At 34.3% G+C, this 25,965-nt stretch carries 13 protein-coding genes; all 13 read left to right on the top strand.

Features of this window, described 5'->3' with window-relative positions:
- The first annotated feature begins 13 nt into the window (after positions 1–13).
- Positions 14–1,468: a hypothetical protein gene (locus BN863_RS05115; RefSeq protein ID WP_038528178.1), complete on the top strand. Its 1,455-nt coding sequence runs from the start codon at positions 14–16 to the stop codon at positions 1,466–1,468.
- Between the two features lie 68 nt (positions 1,469–1,536).
- On the top strand, positions 1,537–2,913 hold the full coding sequence (locus tag BN863_RS17920; protein WP_158408964.1) for a 3-keto-disaccharide hydrolase: 1,377 nt from the start codon (positions 1,537–1,539) through the stop codon (positions 2,911–2,913).
- A 213-nt stretch (positions 2,914–3,126) separates the two neighbouring features.
- Positions 3,127–4,587: a hypothetical protein gene (locus tag BN863_RS17925; protein ID WP_148304568.1), complete on the top strand. Its 1,461-nt coding sequence runs from the start codon at positions 3,127–3,129 to the stop codon at positions 4,585–4,587.
- Positions 4,588–4,856: 269 nt separating this feature from the next.
- Positions 4,857–6,206, top strand: a complete 1,350-nt coding sequence (locus BN863_RS05130) for a hypothetical protein (RefSeq protein ID WP_038528180.1) — start codon at positions 4,857–4,859, stop codon at positions 6,204–6,206.
- A gap of 39 nt (positions 6,207–6,245) precedes the next feature.
- Positions 6,246–7,619 (top strand): family 43 glycosylhydrolase, encoded by a 1,374-nt coding sequence (locus BN863_RS17930; RefSeq protein ID WP_158408966.1) that lies wholly within the window; start codon positions 6,246–6,248, stop codon positions 7,617–7,619.
- A 13-nt stretch (positions 7,620–7,632) separates the two neighbouring features.
- Positions 7,633–9,270 (top strand): GH39 family glycosyl hydrolase, encoded by a 1,638-nt coding sequence (locus tag BN863_RS05140; RefSeq protein WP_051774510.1) that lies wholly within the window; start codon positions 7,633–7,635, stop codon positions 9,268–9,270.
- 356 nt (positions 9,271–9,626) lie between these two features.
- Positions 9,627–11,474 (top strand): arylsulfatase, encoded by a 1,848-nt coding sequence (locus BN863_RS05145; protein ID WP_038528182.1) that lies wholly within the window; start codon positions 9,627–9,629, stop codon positions 11,472–11,474.
- A 15-nt stretch (positions 11,475–11,489) separates the two neighbouring features.
- Positions 11,490–12,623 carry a right-handed parallel beta-helix repeat-containing protein gene (locus BN863_RS05150; RefSeq protein ID WP_084817471.1) on the top strand — a complete coding sequence of 378 codons (1,134 nt, stop codon included), beginning with the start codon at positions 11,490–11,492 and terminating at the stop codon, positions 12,621–12,623.
- Between the two features lie 84 nt (positions 12,624–12,707).
- Positions 12,708–14,099 (top strand): glycosyl hydrolase family 28-related protein, encoded by a 1,392-nt coding sequence (locus BN863_RS05155; protein WP_038528187.1) that lies wholly within the window; start codon positions 12,708–12,710, stop codon positions 14,097–14,099.
- Positions 14,100–14,568: 469 nt separating this feature from the next.
- Positions 14,569–15,798 (top strand): glycoside hydrolase family 88 protein, encoded by a 1,230-nt coding sequence (locus BN863_RS05160; RefSeq protein ID WP_038528190.1) that lies wholly within the window; start codon positions 14,569–14,571, stop codon positions 15,796–15,798.
- 797 nt (positions 15,799–16,595) lie between these two features.
- Complete coding sequence (locus BN863_RS05165) at positions 16,596–19,769, top strand: SusC/RagA family TonB-linked outer membrane protein (protein ID WP_051774515.1); 3,174 nt, start codon at positions 16,596–16,598, stop codon at positions 19,767–19,769.
- A 44-nt stretch (positions 19,770–19,813) separates the two neighbouring features.
- Complete coding sequence (locus tag BN863_RS05170) at positions 19,814–21,571, top strand: RagB/SusD family nutrient uptake outer membrane protein (RefSeq protein ID WP_038533179.1); 1,758 nt, start codon at positions 19,814–19,816, stop codon at positions 21,569–21,571.
- 1,121 nt (positions 21,572–22,692) lie between these two features.
- Positions 22,693–25,953 carry a SusC/RagA family TonB-linked outer membrane protein gene (locus tag BN863_RS05175; protein WP_051774520.1) on the top strand — a complete coding sequence of 1,087 codons (3,261 nt, stop codon included), beginning with the start codon at positions 22,693–22,695 and terminating at the stop codon, positions 25,951–25,953.
- Positions 25,954–25,965: the final 12 nt, after the last annotated feature.

Genomic DNA, 25,965 nt, shown 5'->3' on the forward strand with positions numbered 1-25,965 from the left:
AACGGATAAACCAATGCGCTCACTTGCAATCTATTTAAAACCTATTACTTATAATTGGCTGTCAACTTTTAAAGGGCTACTGTTTCTAGGGATTTTACTACTGTTAAACATACATTCAAATGCTCAAATTCAGGTAAACTCATTAAATGAACTTCGTCCGTATTTAAGTCAGAGTAATGTAAATGTGAAATTAAGTCCTGGGGTATATACCATTTCTGCAGAAAGTATTAAAAATGGTGAATTCTCGAAAAATACTCTCGAAAAAAATAATGCAGATGTCATATTCTTTTTTTCTGGAAATAATAGCGTTTATGATTTTACCGATGTCACTATAAATATAAAAACAGAAGTCTTTACAGCGTTTCCAATAGGAAATAAAGAATTATATGAATTACAAGTGTTAGGAAATAAAAACGTATTGAAAAATCTTACGATGGTAGATGTTGGATCTGTAAAAGATGGACCAACTAGACGTGCTACAAATATTGTTATGGATGGTGCAAGCAATAGAATAGAAGGCTTTCACATCACAACTAAAGGGTCTTACCCGTATGGTTATGGAGAAGTTTTTGGGAAAGGTGGTAAAAGTGTAATTAACCACAGAAAACATTCGTCATTTTTAATTCGTGGATATAAAAATCATGCAAAAAACAATACTATAATCCATCGCTCTTATGGGCACGCCATATTTATGCAAGCTGCCGATTGGCCAATTATAGAAGGCTGTTATGTTGAAGGCGTTATGCGTTCTACAGACGATATGTGGACAGAAAAAGGCACAGGTTCCGATGCCGATAAAGTCAATTTTAAAACAGTTTTTGGTTACGATTTACCTAAAGGCTACATGTTATGTTTAGGTGAAGAAGGTATTAGGGCGTATAATGGCGGTGAAACTTTTATCGATGGCGTAGAATATAAAAGAGGAACTTCTAATCCAACAATTATTAATTGTACCATTAAGAATATGAGAGCTGGGGTGACTCTTACCCATGCCACAGGTAAAAAATATGTATCTGGGACTACCGCTATTGGTTGTCAACGTGGATTTTGTATTGGTACAGGTGATATTGTAGACTGTTATGCAGACGCACAATATGGACCAGCATTGGGTGTAGATTATCCGAATGATAGTGGTATGAATGCAGAAATTACCCTACTGCCATACGAAGGGAAATCGTATAATGGAAGCAAACATGCCGCCATAATTATTGGAAAAAATCATAATATAACATTGAAAAATGATTTGAAAAATGCTGATCAAGACTTGAAGATTAATTTTGGAGGGGATAACAGAACGATTGGTATGGTTGAAAAAGATGAAAACTATCCAGCTTCAGGAATTGTATTGAAGAACTTTACAAACTATCCGATTGTTTTAGATGATAACAGTAAAAATAATACGATTGAAACAGCAGGAGCTGTAACCGATGATGGTATTGATAACAAGATTTCTAAAATCAAAAAATAAAAGGAAACCATTTTTAAAAGGGTGGAGCGTTTACTTAAATGAAAACGTATAATATTAAAAATACACAAATGAAATCTTATATAAACACATTGCTTTTCGTTATAACTCTTGGTTGTACGAGCGTAGTTATATCACAAACAAAATTAAAGACATTAGACGATTTTCAAGCACCTACCGGCGATTGGTTTCTTGCTAAGGATGTGGCTGTAGATTCTAAAAATCAGCAGGAAATTAAATATACCAAAGGTGGTAATGTGTTTGTAAACGGTGTTATAGGTAAAACGAATCATCTGGTGTCTAAAGAATCGTTTGGCGATGTCGAATTACATGTTGAGTTTTTAATTCCGAAAGGGTCTAACTCAGGGATATATTTACAAAGCAGATACGAGATTCAGATTTTCGATAGTTACGGGAAAGCAAATGTAGAGTATTCAGACTGTGGAGCGATTTATCAGCGTTGGGACGAAAGTAAAGCTAAAGGACAAAAAGGATACGAAGGGATGCCACCACGTGTAAATGCAACCTTGCCTCTTGGAGAATGGCAGAGTTACGACATCATCTTTAGAGCACCGCGATTCGATAAAACTGGTAAGAAAATAAAAAATGCGCTTTTCGAAAAAGTCATTTTAAACGGAATAGTAATTCATGAAAATAAGGAAGTCACTGGAGCAACTCGAGAAGGTGTCGAAGGCGAAGAGCTTGCTTTTTCTCCACTTTTATTACAAGGCGACCATGGAAGAGTTGCGTATAGAAATCTTAGAATTAGAAGCTTAGAAAATACTAGAGAAACGAAGACGAATACCTGGGTAGATCTATTTGTAAATGATAAAGAAACGGGGCCGAATTACGATTTTGTAGTACATGGAGATGCAACTGTGGAAGAAGCTAATACCATGTTCGAGTATAAAGATAAAGAATTAAAAGCCATGTATAAATGGCAAGAAAAAGAGGCACCTTATGGGATTGCAGTCACTAAAAAAAGGTACAGTAATTACGACTTAAAGTTCGATTTTAAATGGGGAGAACGCCGTTTTGTTCCGAGGGCAGATAAAATACGCGATGCCGGTTTATTGTATCATTGTCAGGCTGGGAATTATGCATGGCCACCAAGTTTAGAGTATCAGATTCAGGAAGGCGATTGTGGCGATTTATGGAATATTTTAGGCTGTCATTGTGAGGTGGTAAAGGACGGTGAGATTACTACCATTGAAAAGCGCGATTATAGCAGTTCTAAAAAGTGGACCGATGAAGAAAAAGCAGGATGGAATCAAGTGCTTTTAAAAGTGCGTGGCGATAAAGCAAAGTATTATTTAAATGGTGTTTTGGTAAACGAAATTACCAATGCTACCTATGGCGGTTTAACATTAGGGTCCGGATTTATTGCCTTACAAGCAGAATATGCAGAAGTGATTTATAAGCATATTCAGATTAAAGAATTGGATTAAATCCGATTTTCAGTAGCCTTATTTTTTTTAACGGTAGGCGCTTTAATATTTCAAATACTCCAAGTGAAGTTAGAGGTTTTCTAGACCTTTGGCTTCACTTTTTTAGTTAGGGCATATAATTTATAGGGATTGCACCATAGTTTATATGTAATTGCTGAGGTTTCAGTATTTTTAGCCTTCGTAAATAAATCTCATAAACGAAGCAAAACTTATATGACTACTTTCCGTATTAATTTCAACAGTATTAAAATAAATGCAACCTTTAAAACCTGTGTCATGCTACTTGGTGTTTTTGTGTTATCAGGACAACATTTAAAAGCACAAACGATGGTGAATTCTTTAGAAGAATTAAAACCCTATTTAGATGATAATAATGTGCAGGTAAAAATGAAACCGGGTGTGTATACTATTACGGCCGAAGATGTAAAAAACGGACTTTACACTAAAGAAACTGTAATTAAAAACACGAGTAAAGTGTTGTTGCTTTTTGAAGGGAATAATAGCACTTACGATTTTACAGGGGTTACTATTAATGTCGACACTAAAGTGTTTCAAGCTTTTGGAAAGTTTCAGGTGTATGAAATTCAAATTATAGGAAATAAAAATGTGCTTAAAAACTTAACATTAGTCGATGTAGGTTCGGTGCACGACCATCCTGCACATAGAGCAAATAATATTGTAATAGATGGTTCGCACAATAGAGTAGAAGGTTTTAATGTTACCACTAAAGGGTCGTTTCCTTATGGGTATGGTGATGCGTTTGGAAAAGGCGGAAAATCGGTTATTCCTCATAAAAAACACAGTGCGTGTTTAGTACGCGGAGAATCTAACCATTTAAAAGATTCGAAATTTACGCATAGAAGTTATGGGCATTGCATTTTTATGCAAGCAGCAAATAACCCTATTATTGAAGGCTGTGTTGTAGAGGGCGAAATGCGTAAAACCGATGATATGCTTAAGGAAACTTCAGGGCCAGCTTTCGACGTCGATTTTATGACCGTTTGGGGATATAAACTTCCAAAAGGCTATATGTTAAGTACAGGAGAAGCAGGTATTCGTGCGTACGACGGCGGAGAAACGGTTATCGATGGTAAAAATTATAAGCGTGGAACGTCTAACGTAACGGTGTTAAATTGTACGGTTAAGAATATGAGAACAGGTGTAACTATTGCGCACGCTACAGGTAAAAAACGTGTTGAAGGCTGTGTGGCTATTGGTTGTGAAAACGGATTTTCGTTAGGGTCTGGCGAACTGGTAAATTGTAAAGCAGATGTTGCTTACGGTCCAGCCTACGCATCGACTTACGAAAGAGATAAATCGTATAATGCAGATATTACGTTGTTAGACTCTAAAGAACCTTATTATAATGGATCAGGTAACATTGCCTATATTGGAGGTAGTGAACACAAAATTACATTTCGAGGATCTAGTCAAGGTGCAAATCAAGGATTAAAGATTCAGGTTGGAGGCGATAAAAACAACATCAGGTTATTACATGGTAATCTTCCGAATCAGAATGATTTTAAAGGCTTTGATTTTGAAATTCATAATTTAACAACGTATCCTCTAATTTTATCTAATAAAAGTTCTGGAGTAACCGGAGAATCGGTTGGAGAAATTAAAGATTCGGGAACTAATAATAAGGTGAAAGCTATAAAAGCCTCAAATAAATAAGAATAAAATATTAAGACTTTGGTTAGAAGAAAACAATATTTTTTCAACCAATAAAAATTGAATTTTTAGAAGGTCTGTTGTAACAGACCTTCTTTATATCTAGTTTAATGTATTGCAGATTTTAAGGCTAAATGGAACCCATTTAGCCTTGTTTTTTTTAAATGGGTTTTAAGTTATTGCAAATGATTCATAGTTTATATTCAAATTTCATAAGAGTGATTATACTTGTGTAAGCCTAAAGTAAACGATAATAAAATCAGTAATTAGCCATGAAAAAAGCATCAAGTATAGTTGTCATTTTACTATTCCTTTGTAATAGTTTAAATGCGACCGAAATTAAGATAAGTAGCTTAAAAGAGTTAGCAAAATATGCTTCAGAAAGCGGACATACTATTACAATGGCACCGGGTGTATATAAGTTAACAGATATTTTAACGCCAGAGGTTATTCGAGAACGTAGTGCTCGTAAACAATATCAATATATCAATTTTAGCGGAAGTAATAATATTTTCAATTTAGAAGGTGTAGAAATCGAGTTAGATACCGAAATCCGAACGCTTTTAAATCCACCAATTCATTCTGATGAATTTATAATAACGGGGTCAAATAATTCCTTTTTTGGACTTACTATTAGATGTGTAGGTAAAGGAACATCGCCTGGTGGTACGGTACTTCAAGTTGCAGGAGAAGCAAATATTCTTAAAGAGGTTACTTTACATGTAGCGGGATCATTTCCGTATGGGTATGGCGATTTGTTTGGAAAAGGAAAGCAAAAGGAAACGACTATAAAGCACAGTAAACATAGTGGATTATTGGTCACAGGTAACGATACTAAACTGTATAAATGTAAAATATATAACCGTTCGTTTGGGCATTGTTTCTTCATTCAGCAGCATCCAAAGAATGTATATTTTGAAGACTGCTATGCAGAAGGTGAAATGCGCTCAACAGATGATATTTTAGCTGAAACATCGGGTCCGGCATTCGATGTGAATTTTAAAACGTGGACTCAAAATCGTGAAGGAGATTATGTTGTTACGCCTGGCTATATGAAATCGCTTTGCGAAGACGGATTTAGAACATATGGCGAATGCGAAAACATAACATTTAAAAACTGTATTGCTAAAAACACCCGTGGCGGATTTGAGCTTCGTTTTAATAAAGCGCGTCTAGAGAATTGTGAAACCATAGGTACAGAACGTGGGTATTGGGTAGGCGACGATTCTGTGGTAGAAAACTGTAAAGGTGATGCAAATTACGGACCTTTGTTATTTGTAGAAGGAAGCCGTATAAAAGTCGATTTAATTGTAGATTCTGCTGCATCCGATCGCCTAGTTCACGCATTAGTTACTATTCAGGGTGATGATAATACTATTGTTTTAAAATCGGATAACGGAAAAAAACGTAAAACAGATTTACCTATTCTTATTGGGTATACACATCCAGAACATGGGGAAGCAATGTCGCCGTATAGCGAAGCCGAAACTTCAAATTTAAATCTTATTAATGAAACTCATATGCCTATTAAGATAGGCGTACAGGCTAAAAGTAGCACTATAAAAACCAATGGTGAAATTGTAGAAAACAAAGGGGCTAATATAAAAGTATCCAAACGTTAATTCATCATAATCAAAAGATTCATGGATAAACCTGTTAAAATGAAAAATAATGTAATACTGTTAATCGCACTTTTATATGTGACATTTGGAGTTTCTCAAAATCCGATTTTCACTAATGTGTTTACCGCAGATCCTTCACCACATGTGTGGCCAGACGACCCTAACAAACTTTGGGTGTATACCAGTCATGACGAGCCAGGATCTAATAACCATTACGGAATGACCGGTTATCATGCATTTTCAACCACCGATTTGGTAAACTGGACAGACCATGGTCGCATTTTGCATTTAGAAAATGTAGACTGGGCAGAGAGTCATGCTTGGGCTATGGATGCTGCATATTATCGTGGGCAGTATTATTTAGTGTATTGTATGAAAGAAGCTGGAATTGGACTGTTCAGAACAGGAATTGCACGTAGCGATAGACCAGAAGGACCATTTACAGATTTAGGCTATGTTAAAGGGGTAGAATTTGGTCAAGATCCGGCCATTTTTATTGACGACGATGGGATACCATATTTATATTGGGGACATGATCGCAAATGTTTTGCTGCAGAATTGAATGATGATTTAATGTCTATTAAACCAGAAACTTATGTTGATTTAACCTCTCAGTTAACACATGTGTTTGAAGGGCCATGGGTACATAAAAAAAACAATAAATATTATTTAACGTATCCTGGATTAACGCCTAGGCGTTGGCCAGAAAAAATGTTTTACGCTGTCGCAGAGAACCCTTTAGGACCATATACATTTAAAGGTGTTTTTATAGACGATTTTGAAGGGCAAAGTGGTACCAATCATGGCGGAACAGTAACTTACAAAGGCGAAGATATTATGTTTTATCACAGTGCGTGGTTATCTGGTGGTTTAAGTGAAACCCGTTCTTCTATGGCCGATTACTTAAAGTATGATAAGGATGGAAATATCTTACCCATTATACCTTCAAAAGAAGGCTTAAGAAAAGCAAAACGCACTAAAGTCACATTGAAATTAGAAGCAGAACATGGTTTTGCAGCAGGAGGTGCTTTATACAATGTTTTTGTGGATACTTGGATTAAAGGTTACAGTGGTAAAGGGTATGTAACAAATTTCGATAATCCATACGATCATGTATCTATTTTGGCTCAGGTGGCTAAACCTGAAAAATACCGTTTTAAAGTGCGATACGCTTCACCAGACGGAGAATCTAACCACGATATATTAATAAATAGTCATAAATACAGTGAGTTTATTTTTCCACAATCTAAAGATTTTACGGAAATAGATTTCGGGATTGTAGAATTAAAATCAGGAGACAATTTGGTGCGTATTTTTAAAAAAGATTGGAAACCTTCTGAAGGTGAACTAGCTATCGATTATATAAAATTTGAACAAGTATTTGAAGACGAATTACAAACTATAAAAAACTAAAATTAAAAACGTTATGAAAAAAGTATTAATAACTGGCCTATTGGCATTAATGGCCCATATTGGTTTCTCGCAAGAGCAAGTCCGTGTTAAGGCTACTGCTAGTGGCGAAAAATTCGAACATTTTTGGAGCAAGAGTGTTGGTGCTGGACGTGCTAACGAAGGGTTACGTGCCGGTTGGTTAGAGCAATTAGAGCTTGTTCAAGAGAATTGCGGCTTTGAATTTGTGAGATTTCATGGCATATTTCACGACGATATGTTTCCTGTATTTGAGAAAGACGGAGTTTACACATATAACTGGCAATATATCGACGATTTATTTGATAGAATGCTCGATTTAAATGTAAAGCCATTTGTAGAATTAGCATATTTTCCAACGCCATTAGCTGCCGAAAATAGTAAAACTCAATTTTGGTGGAAAGCAAATATTACTCCAGATGAATCTAAGTTTGGAGAGTGGCACAATCTAGTAAAAGCGTTTACAAAACATTGTGTAGATCGTTATGGAATTGATGAGGTATTAACGTGGTATTTTGAAGTATGGAATGAACCAAATTTACATTACGGATTTTTTGATGGAACAAAATCTCAATACTTCGAGTTATATAAGCAATCTGTAAACGCGGTAAGATCTGTAGACAACCGTTTAAAAGTGGGTGGACCTTCAAGTAGTAACTTTGTTGCCGATGGCCGTTACGATGGTGAGGTAGAAAGTAGAGATGGAGATCTTATTACATTCACCGCAGATAATATTAATGAATTAGAATGGAAAGGTGTATGGATAGAAGACTTCTTAGCGTATTGCAAAAAAGAAAAGCTTCCTGTAGATTTTGTATCAACACATCCATACCCAACAGATTACCCATTTAATCCAACAACAGGAAAAGGTAAAGATTTTTCACGAAATGTAAATTCAACCAAAACCGATATGGAGTGGTTAAATAAAGTGATTAAAAAAAGTGCATATCCTAATGCCGAAATTCACTTAACCGAATGGAATACAAGTCCGAATAGTAGAGATGCTATGCACGATTTTTTACCACCAGCAGCATACGTTGCTAAAGTAAACCTAGATTGTATTGGTTTAGCTAATTCTTTAGCATTTTGGACGTTTACAGATATTTTTGAAGAAAAAGGAGGCGCAGAGAGTATTTTTCATGGTGGTTTTGGAATGATTAATTACCAAGGTTTGGTTAAACCTACGTATCATGCATACCGTATGTTACACCAGTTAGGAGATCAAGAACTTTATAAAAACGATTATCTGTTTGTAAGTAAAAAATCTGGTGACGGTAAAGTTGTGGCGTTAGCTTATAACTATCCAGAAGATCATTATAAAGCGGTACCAGCTAGTATCAGAAAAATAGACCAATATGAAAACGGAAAAAGCCGTCAGTTAGATTTTACAATTTCAGATTTAAAACCAGGCGCCATGTTTAAGGTTGAAGTTTTAGATGCCGAAAGTGGTAATATCTATAAGTATTGGGAAACTATGGGTAAACCTGAACCACCAACAAGAGAACAAATTAAGGTGATGAAGAATTATGCAGAAAACTTAAAAACAGAATTATTTACTGCAGATGCTAAAGGTATTGTTAGTATTAAACGTGAATTAACACCTTGGAGTTTAGTATTGATAGAACAAGTAAACTAAAGCTTGATTGTATACAATATAATTGTACATAGGTGGTCTTTTTAGATCACCTATTTTATTTTATTTTATAGTAATAGAAAATAAAATGGTTTGTCGAAAAATCAGATACATAATCTATGGCTAAAACGTTTAAAAAAAAATCACAATTTTTATAATCCATTCCTACGGTATCTTCTTGTGTGTAACGTAATCCTAGTAGATTGGGCTTAAATGGGTTTTAAGTTATATCCATTGATTTATAATTTATATATTAAATGAAATAGAGTTTTTAAACTTGTATGAGGACTTTATTAAAGTCACTGAAAAGTATAATTCATTTAAAATATCTAATAAAAGTGTTTAAAATTACAAATCAAATGAAATCATATTCTTATATCCTGAGTGTGTTATGTATGGCACTATCAATAGTGTCTTGTAAAACCGAAGAAAAGAAGAGTCTCGCAGAAGAAGAAACTAAGAGCAATAAACCCAATGTCATTTTAATTTTAGTAGACGATCAAGGATATGGAGATATTGCTGCGTTAGGAAACACTATTATTAAAACTCCAAATATAGATGCCTTGCATGCTTCAAGTGCACGATTTACAGATTATCATGTAAATCCAACATGTGCGCCTACACGAGCGGCTTTATTAACGGGTCATAATGCCAATAGAGCAGGAGTATGGCATACGGTAAATGGTCGTTCCATACTTTTAGAACGCGAAACTACTGTTGCTCAAATTATGAAAGACAATGGGTATGCAACAGGAATTTTTGGAAAATGGCACTTAGGAGATAATTACCCTGCACGACCACAAGACAAAGGGTTCGAAGAAGTGTTAATCCACGGTGGTGGAGGTATTGAGCAAACTATGGATTTTTGGGATAACGACTATTATGCAGATACGTATCATAATAATGGGAAATTAGAAAAGTTTGAAGGCTTTTGTACAGATATTTGGTTCGATGAAGCCATGAAGTTTATGGAAACAAAGAAAGAAAGTAACACACCATTCTTTGTGTATTTACCTACTAATGCTGCACATACACCATACTTTGTTGATGATAAATATTCGGCACCGTATAAGAATAACGAAAATGTGCCGAATGCAGATTTTTACGGACTTATTGCAAATGTAGATGAGAATATAGGAAAGCTTGTAAACTATTTAGAAACCACAAATCAAATAGATAACACCATTTTAATTTTTACGACAGACAACGGAACGTCTGCAGGCGCTCAAATTCCTAAAACAGACGATCGTTTAGACGGATTTGTTACTAAAGGTTTTAATGACGGTATGCGTGGTATTAAAGCAAGTAAATACGAAGGTGGACACCGTGTTCCTCTTTTTATTCATTGGAAAAATGGAGGGATTACTGTAGGTAAAGATATAGATGCGTTAACAGCTCATTACGATGTGGTACCTACATTAGTGGATCTTTGTGATTTAGAAATTAAAGACGATATTAAATTTGACGGACAAAGTTTAAGACCATTAATAGAACAAGGAGATGACTCGCGTTTTAAAGACCGTATTGTAATTACCAATTCGCAACGTATAGATGTGCCAGAAGCTTGGAGAAGAACCTCTTTAATGCAAGGCAAATGGCGATTAGTAGATGGTACAGAATTATATGACTTAAATACAGATCCAGAACAACGTACCAATATTGCCGATAAGCACCCTAAAAAAATGGACGATTTTAAAACCGCTTACAACCTTTGGTGGGAAGATTTATTACCTGGCTATAGCGATTTACCACGTATTCATTTAGGACATGAAAAGGAAAACCCTGTTAAAATTTATTGTCACGATTGGCATACAGAAGGGGTTAGTCCGTGGCACCAAAGACATATACGTTCAGGGTATATCGATAACGGGTATTGGTTAGTTGAGGTTGAAGAAAAAGGAACTTACAATTTTAAATTACGTCGTTGGCCAGAAGAAACGCAATTAGCTTTAAATGCTCCAGCTCCTATTCGTCCTGCACTCGAAGGGACTAGTGTGCGTGCATCTAAACTTGGAAAAGTATTAAATATTGAAAAAGCAAGAATTAAAATTCAAGATATAGACGAAACTATAGCTGTAGATGCTAATCAGGAATATGTAGAGTTTACACTCGATTTAGAACCTGGTGAAACCAATCTTCAAACCTGGTTTACTTTAGATAATAAAGAGGAATTAGGAGCGTATTACGTGTCTGTAGAAAAAATATAAATTCGATTTAAAAACATGTTTAGATTAAGGTGTTTACTTATTGCCGTTTTAACGATGTCATTTTGCAATGCGCAAAGTACTTTTCAAATTAAAAAGGTAGACATTGAAACCGAAGTTAAAACCATCATGTCTGAAAAATGGCAAAATGATTTTAAGCATGTAGCCTATCCTAAACAGTGGCTTAAAAACGTTATTTCTGTTAGTCCAGGAGAATCTTTACAAGCTGCAATCGATAAAGTACATGCTGCTGGAGGTGGCGTGGTGTCTCTAAAAGAAGGAACACACTTAATACAAAACACCATTACATTAAGAGGAAGGGTAACCATTGTAGGTGCAGGAAGAGATTTAACTGTAATTCAGCAAGGTCCAGATTTAATGGAAACTGGCTTTAATATAGAAGCTCAGCCTCAAGTTACTGATTTGGTGATTAAAGATTTAACTTTAAAAGGAAGTCGCCAAGGGAAAGCAAATGGTATTCTAATTCGAGGTAGAAACGAAAGCCGACATACACGGGTTATGCTTCAAAACATAAATGTTACCGATTGGTCTGCACAAGGTGTTCATATGAAACGCACCAATAACATTATTATGGATAATTGCAATTTCCAATATAATGGTTCTGCAGGTGGTTTGTACCATAATGTATATTTCTTATATAATAAGTACATCTTACAATCGGATTGTGATATGTCTTATCCCGTACTCGGAAAAGGAAATAAGTATACATCTTGCGAGTATGTATTGGCACAACGTTGTACAATTAAAGACTGTTTAGGTAATGGCATTCAGACGGATCATGAAGAAGCTGGATATATTTTTCTTCATAAATATAATATTTCAGGTTGTGGTCGTGTAGCACTGTGGTTTCCTTGCGAGGATTATTACGACAAGTTTCATTATACTGAAGATCTGAAATATGCGCCACAAAAGGTGATTATAAATCGATGTGAGATTGTAAATAATACTTGGGGAGCCATGTGGCGTTCTGTTAAAGAATCTTATGTTATTAACAGTACTTTCGATAATAAAAAAGTAGACATGGGTTTACTAAACTGCGACGTTACTATAGAACAGAGCTCGTTTAAAACAGGTAATGAAATGTATACAGATGTAAAGCAATGGCCAAAAGAGGTTAGAATTTTGTGGTAATACGTCATGTACTTCAAGCATAAATAACATCTAATTACACCTTAATTGAAGGGAAGTTGGAAAATCAAAAATCAAAAATAAACAATGAAGATATTTAGTTTAGGGATGTTATTAGTAAACATTCTGTTTTGTAATGTAGTTAATGCTCAGGCTCTAGATTCTATTTATGGAATTATTACAGACGAAAATAAGCAACCACTAGATGGGGCAGAGATTATTTGGGGAACCGATGGTATTAAAACAAAAGCAGATGGAACGTTTAAAATAAAAGTATCAAAGACTTCTCATTCTCAAAATATTACTTTCTCTAAGTTGGGTTACGACATGCAATCGGTTAACTTTTCTCCCAAAAACTTTAAAAATAATCCCATTACCATACAATTACATGATAAAGGCCAGCCTAAAGATGCTTATCGAATTTCTAAAGTGAATATAGAAGCAGAAGTGCTTTCAATAATGAAAGAAAAATGGGGGACAGATTTTAAGCATGTAGTCTATCCGAAGCAATATTTAAACAACGTTATTATTTTAAACCCTGGAGATTCTATCCAAAAAGCTATAAATAGCATACATAGTAAAGGCGGTGGTGTTGTCTATCTTCAAGAAGGTACGTATGTGTTAGAACGAAGTTTAAATTTAATGAGCAAAGTGTCGTTGGTTGGTGCAGGGCGAACCAAAACTATTATTAAACAAGGGGCTAGTGTTAATAAAATTGCATTGACTATAGGTAGTTCTAAAGTTACAGATGTTGTACTCAAGGATTTTTCGCTTCAAGGTCATGACACAGCTTCGGCAAGTGGTGTGAGTTTTGGAGGTAAAGATGATAATAGGCACGAACGTTGGATGTTACAAAATATTACCATTACAGGATTTGGTTCTCATGGTTTGGGTATCAGTCGGATAAATAATGTGATTATGGATAACTGTGAATTTCAGCATAATGGTTGGGCTGGTAGTCTTCATCATAATGTTTATCTTATGCGTATTCAGGGTGTTTTACAATCAGATTGCGATATGTCTTATCCTACAATGGGAAAATCTAATAAATATACTTCGACCTCTCATGTGCTTGCACAACGTTGTAAATTGGAAGTCGGTAAAACTAATGGCATACAAGTGGATGCGGTACAAAGTGCGTATCATTTCTTTCATAAATACAATTTATCGAAGTTTAAACGGGTGGCTATGTGGTTTCCTTGCGAAGATTATTATAACAAATTTAATTATACAGAAAATTCAGAATACGCACCACAACATGTCATTCTAAACCGTTGCGAAATTGTAGATAATACATGGGGAGCTATGTGGCGCGTGGTGAATAATTCCTACGTTATTAATAGTGTGTTCGATAATAAGAAAATAGACATGGGCTTGTTAAAATGTGACGTCAAAATGGAAGACAGTACGTTTAAAACAGGTAATGAAATGTTTACAAATGTAAAGCAATGGCCAAAAGATGTTCGGATCTTGTGGTAATTACTATTAAAATTATTCTAAAATCGTTGTAAAACAGATGTGTCAGCTATAATATTTAGGTCCTTACAAAGCTAACATTTAAGCGGAAGTTTTTTATAAGGATATTTTTGGCTGGATAAATTATAATTCTGATTAAAAACAATCAATTCATATTAATTATGGAGATGCTGGAGTGTAGTTTTTGAATGATTAATAGCATTACATAAAAATAAAGAGGATAAGAAACGTGTGTAATTGTCGCACTATAACTTATGGTTACTTTCTATAGTAATAATCTCATTTTTATAGTTGTTAATTGCTTTTGTCTTGCTATCACAGTGTTTTTAGGGGGAAATGGGTAATAAGTTATTAAGAATGATCCATAGTTTATATCAAAAAGACTGGATGCTCTTTAATATTGTAATGTGATTATTCGGTAGTTGGAAATAATTACAAATTCAAGGTTTTAGAAATAGTAATAGTAAAATATATGAAATTAATTAAAGGCACATTAGTAGCATTAACTTGCGCTGCTATGTTAATGGGATGCGAATCTAAGAAGAAGGAAACGTCTTCTATAGATGTAAAAGACGCTGAGGTGAGTAAAAACCTCGTATTAGATTTGAGTGTAGATAAAGTAAAAAATACTTTAGGGACATTAAAAGAAGCAGATAGTTTTCCGAGAAATATAACCAAAGGGCAAAAAGATTGGAACCTTGTTGGTGTTAGAGATTGGTGTTCTGGATTCTGGCCAGGTGTACTTTGGTACGCTTACGAACTATCAGACGATCCAGAAATTAAAGCTGGAGCTGAAAAGTTTACAGCACCTTTAAAAGAGATTGCATATACACCTGCAGATAATCATGATGTTGGTTTTATGGTGTACTGTAGCTATGGAAATGGGTACAGATTGACCGGGAACGAAGAGTATAAAACGGTAATGCTTGCAGCAGCAGATACTCTAGCAACCTTATACAACCCTAAAGTAGGAACTATTTTATCTTGGCCTGTTATGGTTGATAAGATTGGTTACAACACCATTATCGATAACATGATGAATTTAGAATTGTTGTTTTGGGCCGCTAAAAATGGTGGCGACAAGAGTCTTTATGATATCGCCGATAGTCATGCACAAAAATCTATGGAGCATTTAGTTCGTCCAGATTATTCTATTTATCATGTTGCACTTTTCGATGAAAAAACAGGTGAATTCACTAAAGGAATTACGCACCAAGGGTATGCAGATGAATCGATGTGGGCTAGAGGTCAAGGCTGGGGAATATATGGCTTTGCTTTATCATACAGAGAAACAGGAAAAGAAGAGTATTTAGATACATCTATTAAATTAGCAGATCACTTTATAGAGCGTTTACCAGAAGATGGTGTGCCATACTGGGATTTCGATGATCCAAAAATACCAAATGCACCTAAAGATGCTTCAGCTGCATCACTAGTAGCATGCGGGATGTTAGAATTAGCCGACCAAGTAAAGGATAATGCGCTTAAAGTAAAGTATACTCAAGCAGCAAAAGACTTAATGGCAAAATTAGAGTCTAAAGCGTATTTTAGTGGAGATACTAACCAAGCCCTATTATTACACTCTACAGGACATTTACCTCACAATTCAGAAATTGATGTTCCAATAATATATGCAGATTATTACTTTATGGAAGCTTTAGTAAGATTAAAAAAGCTTGAAGATAAAATAGCAATGCAATAAAAATTTAGTTTGTTTGTTTTTTTTAATAAATCATGAGATAGTATGTGATTTTAATCTCATTTGGTTTAACCCTTTTAGAAGAAGTTCTAAGAGGGTTTTTTTATGGCTTTTAGTTTCTAAGTTGTTGAGGTGTAGGGTGATTTGGGTTTTAGTGTGTTCTGAAGTTAATAGGTTCGTTGAATTTATAAGCATCTAAGCCTATTCAATGTATTTATATGACACAGCATGAAAGAGAGACTGTGTTTAACGAAATATGTTAAAAGTAAAACAGTAAATTAAATAAATCTGGATAGCCATATCGTTCACTTATAATACCCAAATAATATCATAAAAAGTGTGTGTTATTATTTGTGTTGGGAGTAATCAACTGTAAAATTATAAGTAAATCATCAATTTGGTTATGGATTCTGTGAATTTTAGAGCTTAAATTAAACAATTTGCTACTATACCGCTGTTTACAGGGATAATTGGGTTATAATCTCTAAACATAGCACCATAATTTAGTGTGTTTTTGTGGGTTTATATATAGTTTTATTCATGAAATTTCACAATTTATGTTAAATGATGCAATGTAATTTCATTCAAGCAAACATTAATTAACAATTAAACTATGACGAAAAACAAATTATTAAAACGGAAACTATTTAGGCAAAATCTTCTAGCTTTTAATGTTCAAAGTAAAACATTATGAAGATGTTTAAATTCTAAAAAAAACTAATTGAAAATGTATAACCAAATAATATTTTATGTATAAGAATTACAAATTTAACAAGTCTTCGCTAAAGCCTGCATTATGTATGGCTTTAATGCTAAGCTTATCTTATAGCGGCGTATCTGCAGCAACAGATCCGTATAAAGTGGTTAGTCAAACTAACATAAACCAACAAGATTTAACCATTACGGGAACCGTAACAGCTAAAGAAGATGGTATGCCTGCAGCAGGTGTAAATGTCATTTTAAAAGGAGCAACAGGCGTTGGAGCAGTAACCGATTTTGACGGAAACTATACAATTGATGTGCCATCGGCGTCTTCGGTTTTAATTTTTAGTTATGTAGGTTTTGCAACACAGGAAATTACTGTATCGGGTAGAACAAATATTAATGTTGCTTTAGATACAGACATAAGTGCCTTAGATGAAGTTGTGGTTGTAGGTTATGGTACTGCTACAAAAGAATCTTTAACAGGGTCTATTGATCAGGTAACTTCAGAAGTTTTTGAAGATCGAGCAGTATCTAACGTAGCTTTATCTCTACAAGGAGAAACACCAGGTTTAACTGTTTCCAGATCATCTGCAAGACCAGGTAACGAAGGTGTTAATTTAACCATTAGGGGAGCAACTTCTGTAAATGGAGGAAGCCCATTAATTGTAATGGATGGTGCACCTGTATTTGATGATAGTGAATTTTTTCAAATGAACCCAGATGATATTGAATCAATAAGTGTACTTAAAGATGGTGCAGCTTCTATTTATGGATCAAGAGCAGCAAATGGTGTAATTTTAGTAACAACTAAAAAAGGTAAAGGCCAGATGAAGGTTGAATTTAGCTCTATGCTTAGAGTTAATGTGTTAGGAGAAAGACCTCCTATGACCTCTTATCAAGAATACGGACAATTGTGGCTAGATGCTGCAGAACAAGATACTACACCTAACTATTGGAACTGGGGTAAAGAAACTGTTGAAGGTTTTGCTGCCGGAAGAGAAGGTTGGTTCCAGACTGTACCTGCTGGTTGGGGATACGATGGATTAATTTACATGGGAGATGCCGATCGTTATGAAGAATTATTTGGAACAAACTTTGGTAATCAACAAAATTTAAGTTTATCAGGAAGTTCAGAACAAGCAAGATATAGATTGTCATTTGGTCATTCAGAATCTCAAGGTGCTTTAAAGACAGCTTACGACGGAGTTGAACAATATTCTGTAAGATTAAATACAGATTTTAATATAACAGAAAAATTAAACTTAGCCGCGAATGTGTCTTTACAAAAAAATGTAACATCTAGTCCTTCTACATCGTTTGGTCGTGCACTGTTAACTCAGGATATGCCAACATTTCCAGCAAAAAATGATTTAGGGCAATGGTATGCTAACTTTGGTATTGGTAGTAACAACTCTATTGCGGGTACTACAGATGGTGGTAGAGACGAAAAAGATGAAATTATTGGTAGATTAACTTTAAATTTAAATTATGATATAGGAGCAGGTTTTAGTGCTAATGCAACTGCAACTTATAATAATGTTAATGAAAGACAAGATATTACTACTTTAAATGTGCCATTATATAACTGGAATGGAGAATACTCGAATTCTATAAATCCAAATCCAAATATTGAGTCTACAGCAATTACATCAACATATCAAACTTATGGTGGATTTTTAAACTATGAAAAAAGTTTAGGAGACCATAACTTTAAAGGTATGGCTGGTATAACAGCAGAAAAGTATTTATATAAAGCTGTTACAGGAAGAAAGTTTGGTCTTGAAGATGAAGGTGTTTACGATATTAATGTAGGTACAGGAGTGCAGGAAAGTGAAGGCGGGCAAACCCAATATGGTTTATATTCTTATTTAGCAAGACTTAATTACGACTACAAAGGGAAATACTTATTAGAAGTTGTTGGTAGACGTGATGGTTCTTCAAGATTTGCTGAAGGTTTTAAATTTAATAACTACGGAAATGTTTCTATAGGTTGGAATGTTCATAGAGAAGCCTTCTTAGAAAACTTTGATGCTTTAAGTAATTTAAAACTAAGAGGAAGTTACGGAACAAGTGGTAATCAAGTAGGTATTGGTCCTTACGATTATGTATCTACAATCGGATTTGGAACAGATCTTTTTGGTACAGGTGGAACATTAAGTCCAACAGCTTATATAGACGGGTTAACAACAACAACGCGTACTTGGGAAGAAGTTGCAATGTCTAATGCAGGTATTGATATTGGATTCTTCAATAACAAACTATCAGGATCTTTTGATATCTATAAGAAAGAAAACAATGGTATGCTTGTTAATGTACAATATCCAGAAGTTTTAGGTGCGACTGCTCCAAAAACAAATAGTGGAACACTAGAAACCACAGGTTGGGAAGCAGCAATAATGTGGAGAGAAAGCAAAGGTGATTTCTCTTACAATGTTGGTTTTAATATGAGTGATACTAATAATACTTTAGTAAACTTAGAAGGAGGAAACTCAATTCAAGCAGGTGTACGTTCTACCGTTGAAGGTTTTCCTTTAGATTCTTATTTTGTTTGGGCAACAGATGGTGTTTTTCAAACCCAAGCAGAAGTCGATGCGTATAATGCACAATATTCTGTTGCAGGTTCAGAGGTGCCAACAGGAGCGTCGGCATTACGTGTTGGTGATGTAAGAAAACTAGATTTAGATGGAAATGGTGTAATTAATGATCAAAATGCAGAGGAAGAAAAAGGTCAAGGTGATGTTAAATATGTTGGAGATGCACAAGCACACTATGTATTTGGTATTAATTTAGGAGCTAAATATAAAGGCTTCGATTTTACAGCACTTTTCCAAGGACAATTCGAGCAAAATGTAATTAGAGGTGAGGTTAATGCATATCCGTTTGGTGTGCCATGGTCTAACCAAACTACAGCTTACAATGGTAAAATGTGGACTCCAGAAAATACAGGAGCAGCTTACCCTAGATTAACGTCTCAAAGAAATCTTGCAACATGGAACTGGGCTAACAATGACTTCTTCGTACAGAATAACAGATATATACGTCTTAAAACATTAGTTCTAGGATATACATTACCACGTACGGTTCTAGATAGATTAAAAATGGATAAAATACGTTTGTATATTTCAGGAAATGATTTATTTGAATTCACTTCTTTAGTAGATGGTTTCGATCCAGAATCGGGAGTTACTGCCGCGAATTCAGGTGATAATAATAGAGATATGTATCCATTTCAAAGAACTTTTGCATTAGGAATAAATGTAACATTTTAAGGACTATGAGAGAGCTAATATTTATTAACGTAAAAAAAATACAGATGAAAAAAATAATAATCTTATTCTCAGCGATGTGCTTCTTGCTAAGCTGCGAGGATAAATTTCTAGATTTGGAAGATCTGGACAGTGTAACAGAACAGGTGTATTTTGATGAACCTGAAAACTTTGTAGATGCTGCTAATAACTTTTATAGAGGCCTTCATTCACCACAATCAACTAGTGGAGATGGTTTTGATATGATAACCGATTTCGGAACAGAATTAAATGGATATTTTCAAGACTACGGTCAAGGACTTAACACAGCTACAGATACAGACATTTATTGGAATAATGGATATTCTTACATTAGAACTATAAATACATTACTTGAAAAAGCAGATGAGTATGTTGAAAAAGGATATGGAGAAATGTCTGACATTTCAGTGCCTGTTGCTGAAGCTCATTTTTTTAGAGCATATCAGCACTTCAGATTATTAAAACGTTTTGGAGGTGTGCCAATTGTAACAGAAGTTACTAATGTGGATTCAGATATTCTGTACGCTCCAAGAAATAGTAGATATGAAGTTATAGAACAAATTCTTGCAGATTTAGATGTAGCAATTGCAGATTTACCAGAAACAGCAACAGAAGAAGATTTAGGAAAAATAAGCAGTACAGCTGCATTAGCTTATAGAGCGCGTGTACTTTTATTTGAAGGAACTTGGGAAAAATATGTAGGAACAACTACCGATTTTGAAGGTTCAGGAACTGGAGGGAATTCTTCAGCCTATATTGCGGAAGCGGTTACTGCTGCAAAAGCAGTTATTGATAGAAATCAATACGAAATTTGGAATAAAAACAGCGATCCAAGTATGGAAAATAATTCATACAGATGGTTATTTACCTTAGAAGGAGCAGATTCAAACCCAGGAGGATATACTAAAGCTTCTAATAATGAATTTATTATTCAATCTATTTTTGATTTTGATTCTGGAAATCGTCTAGGTGGTGGTCAGTTCTCGCAAATTAGTGAAGGTAGAAATGCCCCAACTCAAATTGCATTAGATATGTATTCAACTTTAGATGGATTACCAATAGCTAAATCATCTCAATTTCAGGGGTATGCTACTCAATCTACTCAATTTATAAATAGAGATAGAAGAATGTGGGGTAACTTTGGAGGAAGTGTAATTGAAAACGGATCTCGTCCTATACCTGTAATTTCAAATGTTAACAACTCTAACTTAACGGCTTGGAAATTTGTAACCTGGAATAAATACAGAACTGTAGGAACAGAGGCGTATAACTATCCACATTTACGTTATGCAGAGGTATTACTTACTTATGCAGAAGCTTTATATGAGCGTGATGGTTCAATTTCTGATGCAGATTTAGACATCTCTGTAAATATAGTTAGAGATAGAGCAGGTATTGCACCATTAACAAATGCATTAGTAAATGATAATGGTTTAGATATGTTAGACGAAATACGTAGAGAACGTACTGTAGAATTATATATGGAAGATAATAACCATTGGAACGATATTAGACGTTGGGATACAGCTGTAGACTTACTTAATAACGATATTGTTGGGTATGTTATTGAGGGATCTGAATACGATACAAACCCAGATCTTTTCGACCCTTCAACTGCAATTTATGGGTATGTTGAAGATTATCCATCAGGGGTAGGTCCAGTAAAAGCAGTAATTATTGATCCAAAAAGCAATAGACCATACACTCGTAAAAATTACTTATGGCCATTGCCTATAAATGAAACAGTAATAAATACTAATTTAGTACAAAACCCACAGTGGTAATAAAAAGAACTTAATTGTTTTATTACTATTTTAAATTTCAAAGCAGCTGCAATTTTGTAGCTGCTTTTTTTGTAATAATTCATGATTAATTAAAAGAAAATGAGTTGTTTTAGTGTGTTTCGCTACTGTTTATAATTGAATTTTAGTAATTGAGTTTTAGAGAGTCCTTATTTAAATATTCTAATAAATAATTACAAATAGAAAGCTTAAAAATCAGGTTAGTTATACTAGCTGGAAATTATAAAATACAGATTGATCTTAAACTCTAGAAATGTTAAGCAATCACCAAAGTAAAAAGTTCAATCTTAAATGGTTTATAGATTTTAAATTGGGGTGTACATATTAGAGTAATACAAAGTCAAAATTAGTTGCTTGTCGCACTAAAAAAACCAGTGTATTTATGTCTATTTCAGTTTAGTCTGGTTTACAGTTGACTTTTAATTGAAAATATAACCGTTGTAACGGATTTGTTATTTACGTAAAAACCGTGAGGTTAAATTCGATTTATTTACGAATTAATAGAAAAGGGATCAGGTAAATTGTTTTTTTTGTAATGAATGAATTTTTGATTTTTACGTTGAGGTTTTTAAAAATGCTTTTTTTATTGATTATCTCCTATATAATTTCATCATTTAAACCAATGTAATTTGTTGTAGGATACAACGTATAAAAACTCGAGATTTTGTTGCTTTAAATCGCATCGAAAAACAGTTGATTAATAAGTGTTAGCGTATTATAATATTAATATTACAAGTGAAGTGTCAATTTTATTGGTAATTCAATGGGTTTAAATTTATAATCAGATTTTTTGCCTATAAATAGCGGGTTTATGGGTGTAATTGGGCTATAATTTATAAATATAGAATCATGATTTAGAGCGTTGTCAAGAGTTTATATCTAATTTTATTCAGAGAAATTGCACAAATATGTATGGCGTAATATGATGTGCTTTCTTTCAAACAAACATTAATTAATAAACAATTAAATTATGACACAAAACAAATTATTTAAACTAAAATTATTTAGGCAAGAGCTTCAAAATTTTAATGTTCAAAGTAAAACATTGTAACATGTTTTAAAGCTAAAAAACTAATTGAAAATGTATAACCAAACAATATTTTATGTATAAGAATTATAAATTTAACAAGTCTTCGCTAAAGCCTGCATTATGTATGGCTTTAATGCTAAGCTTATCTTATAGCGGCGTATCTGCAGCAACAGATCCGTATAAAGTGGTTAGTGAAACTAACATCAACCAACAAGATTTAACCATTACTGGAACTGTAACATCTAATGAAGATGGTATGCCTGCTGCAGGTGTAAATGTCATTTTAAAAGGAGCGACAGGTGTAGGAACAGTAACCGATTTTGATGGGAATTATACTTTAGAAGTACCTTCAGCGTCTTCAGTTTTAATATTTAGTTATGTAGGTTTTGCAACACAGGAAGTCTCTGTAGCTGGTAGAACAAATATAAATGTCGCCTTAGATACAGATATAAGTGCTTTAGACGAAGTCATTGTCGTTGGATTTGGTACTCAAAAGAAAGCGACGCTTACAGGATCTGTAACTCAAGTAAGTGGAGATGATGTTGTAAAAGGAAAAGGAACATCTAGTGCCGCCTTAGCATTACAAGGAGAAGTACCTGGTCTTGTTGTTACTCGTACTTCTTCACGTCCTGGTAATGAAGGTACAGACCTTAAAATTCGTGGAGATATTTCTGTAAACAATATTAGTCCACTTATTTTATTAGACGGACTTGAAATTCCAGAATGGCAATTAGCAACAATCAACCCTAACGATATTGAATCTTATTCTGTAATTAAGGATGGTTCTGCTGCAATTTTTGGAACTAAAGCTGCCGGAGGGGTTATTTTAGTAACTACTAAAAAAGGTAAAAAAGGGTCAAACCTTAAGGTATCTTATAAAGGTGAAACACAATTAAATTTTGTTAGAGACTACCCTTTATCTTCTATGGAAGAATGGGCTCAACTTTGGATTACTGCAGGAGATAACGATGGAATCGATTTTGTTGACGGTGATGGTAATCAACAAACTGCTGCATCAAACTACCGTTTCTTTACGCGTGATGAATTAGTTTCTATAGTAGATGGTACATTACCAATGGCTCCAGAATCTTATTTTTGGCTAGGTAAAGATCACTACTTTAGTAATGAAACAACAATGTTCGACGAAATGTATGGGACTACTTTATCTGAGCGTCATGATATATCTATCTCTGGAGGTAGTGAAAAAGCAACATATAGAACTTCTGTTGGATATGCTAACGAACGTTCTCCTATTAGCTATGTATACGATGGACAAAAACGTTATAACTTCCGTACAAATGTTACTTATGATGTGTCTGACATGATTTCTACAGATTTTATTGTGTCTTATGATAATAGAACTACAGATGTGCCTACGCAAGGTATTGGTGGTGGTGTTCAAGACGCGAGTTGGTTCCCATTATTCAATCCAGCAGGTCAGTATTACGATAACTTTGGAGGTAATAACTCTTTAGCATATTTAGATGAAGGTGGACGTACTAAAAATAACGATGAAATCTTTCGTTTAGGTGGTAAAATTAATTTTGATTTCGATAAGTATGTAAAAGGTTTGTCTTTTTACTATCAAGGTAATTTTAGTTCTAAAAACAATCATAAAACAACAAGAAAATCTACTGTTACTATGTATGATTGGGAAGGTAACACAACCTTTACTCCAACAACCTTATTAAATTCTAGTGTAAACGAAGAGTCTCAGAAACAAATATTCCAAAACCATGTATTCCAATTAAACTATAATCGTACTTTTGGTGGTCATACATTAGGTGCTATGGTTGGGTATACTGCAGAAGAAACGCAAACAAATAATTACGACTTGTTCCGTTCTAACATGGCTTCAGATGATTTAGATGATATTAATACAGGAGACGTGACTACACAAACGAATGCTGGTGGTAGTAATGCTGTAGGTTTAGTATCTTATTTAGGGAAATTAAACTACAACTTTAAAGGAATTTACTTATTAGAAGTATTAGGTCGTCGTGATGGTTCTTCTCGTTTGGACCCAGATTTCAGATGGAAAAACTTCTATGGGGCATCTGCAGGTATTAATTTCTCAGAGATGGCATTTATGGAAGACAGTGCCTTTAGTCTATTAAAATTACGTGCTTCTTATGGTGAAACTGGTTCTGTAACAGGTATTGGTGCTTACGATTACTATTCTAGTATAGGATACGGTTCAACAATCTTTGGAAATAGCCCAGAATTATATAATACAGCATACATTAGCGGACTTACATCTACAGATCGTTCTTGGGAGCGTGTTTCTACAACTAACTTTGCAGTAGATTTTGGAGTGCTTAACAACCGTTTAACAGGTACAGCAGAATACTTTATTCGTAAAAATGACGATATGTTAGTTAGTATTACATATCCACAAGTATTAGGAGCAGGGGCACCAAAAACAAATAGTGGTACATTTGAAACTACGGGTTATGAGTTGTCTGTTAATTGGAGAGATCAAATTGGAGATTTTAGCTATAACGTAGGATTAAGTTTCTGGGATAATGAGAGTGAAGTTACTAGAATGGAAGGCGCACAAAATATTTCTAAAGGTGTAAATTCTGTATTAGAAGGTAAACCATTAAATGCAATCTATGCTTACAAGACAGATGGTATTATGTCTACAGAAGATGAAGTCTTAAATTACTACAATGAGTTAGGTTTTATAGATGCTGCTGATCAAACAAATATGAAAGCAGGAACATTATTACCAAATTATAGAAGTGCAGACCGTTTAGTTCCTGGAACTGTTAAACGTGTAGATGTAAGTGGAGATGGTATAATAAATGAAGACGATTTAGTGTATGTAGGTGATACTAACCCACACAAGAGTTTTGGTATTAATTTAGGTTTTGCTTATAAAGGATTTGATTTTAGTGCTTTTTTCCAAGGTGTAGCCGATGTTAATATTGTAAGAACAGGTTCTCTTGCTTATCCTTTTGCACAATGGTGGACTAACCAAAACGCATCTTTCTTAGGTAATACTTGGACTGTAGATAACCAAAATGCAGATTTACCTGCAAGTTATTACAACGGAGCTAGAAAATCTTGGAATTACGATTTAAACGATATGAATGTTATCAAAGCAGCTTACATGCGTGCTAAAGTACTTTCTGTAGGATATACACTTCCTCAAACTATTTTAGAAAGAATAGGTGTAGATAGAATTCGTGTGTCTTTAACAGGAAACGATTTGTTTGTAATTTCTAATGTAAAAGATGGTTTAGATCCTGAAGCAGGTATAGATACAAGACAAGGTAGTCAAACACCATTTGTATCGACTATGATTCTTGGTTTAGAACTTACTTTTTAATTGATAATTTTT

Source organism: Formosa agariphila KMM 3901, assembly GCF_000723205.1.
Classification (GTDB): Bacteria; Bacteroidota; Bacteroidia; order Flavobacteriales; family Flavobacteriaceae; genus Formosa; species Formosa agariphila.

Excerpts from the sequence above, each read along its gene's own strand:
- BN863_RS05115 (WP_038528178.1), top strand. The coding sequence starts at position 14 with ATGCGCTCACTTGCAATCTATTTAAAACCTATTACTTATAATTGGCTG.
- BN863_RS17920 (WP_158408964.1), top strand. The coding sequence starts at position 1,537 with ATGAAATCTTATATAAACACATTGCTTTTCGTTATAACTCTTGGTTGT.
- BN863_RS17925 (WP_148304568.1), top strand. The coding sequence starts at position 3,127 with ATGACTACTTTCCGTATTAATTTCAACAGTATTAAAATAAATGCAACC.
- BN863_RS05130 (WP_038528180.1), top strand. The coding sequence starts at position 4,857 with ATGAAAAAAGCATCAAGTATAGTTGTCATTTTACTATTCCTTTGTAAT.
- BN863_RS17930 (WP_158408966.1), top strand. The coding sequence starts at position 6,246 with ATGAAAAATAATGTAATACTGTTAATCGCACTTTTATATGTGACATTT.
- BN863_RS05140 (WP_051774510.1), top strand. The coding sequence starts at position 7,633 with ATGAAAAAAGTATTAATAACTGGCCTATTGGCATTAATGGCCCATATT.
- BN863_RS05145 (WP_038528182.1), top strand. The coding sequence starts at position 9,627 with ATGAAATCATATTCTTATATCCTGAGTGTGTTATGTATGGCACTATCA.
- BN863_RS05150 (WP_084817471.1), top strand. The coding sequence starts at position 11,490 with ATGTTTAGATTAAGGTGTTTACTTATTGCCGTTTTAACGATGTCATTT.
- BN863_RS05155 (WP_038528187.1), top strand. The coding sequence starts at position 12,708 with ATGAAGATATTTAGTTTAGGGATGTTATTAGTAAACATTCTGTTTTGT.
- BN863_RS05160 (WP_038528190.1), top strand. The coding sequence starts at position 14,569 with ATGAAATTAATTAAAGGCACATTAGTAGCATTAACTTGCGCTGCTATG.
- BN863_RS05165 (WP_051774515.1), top strand. The coding sequence starts at position 16,596 with ATGGCTTTAATGCTAAGCTTATCTTATAGCGGCGTATCTGCAGCAACA.
- BN863_RS05170 (WP_038533179.1), top strand. The coding sequence starts at position 19,814 with ATGAAAAAAATAATAATCTTATTCTCAGCGATGTGCTTCTTGCTAAGC.
- BN863_RS05175 (WP_051774520.1), top strand. The coding sequence starts at position 22,693 with ATGTATAAGAATTATAAATTTAACAAGTCTTCGCTAAAGCCTGCATTA.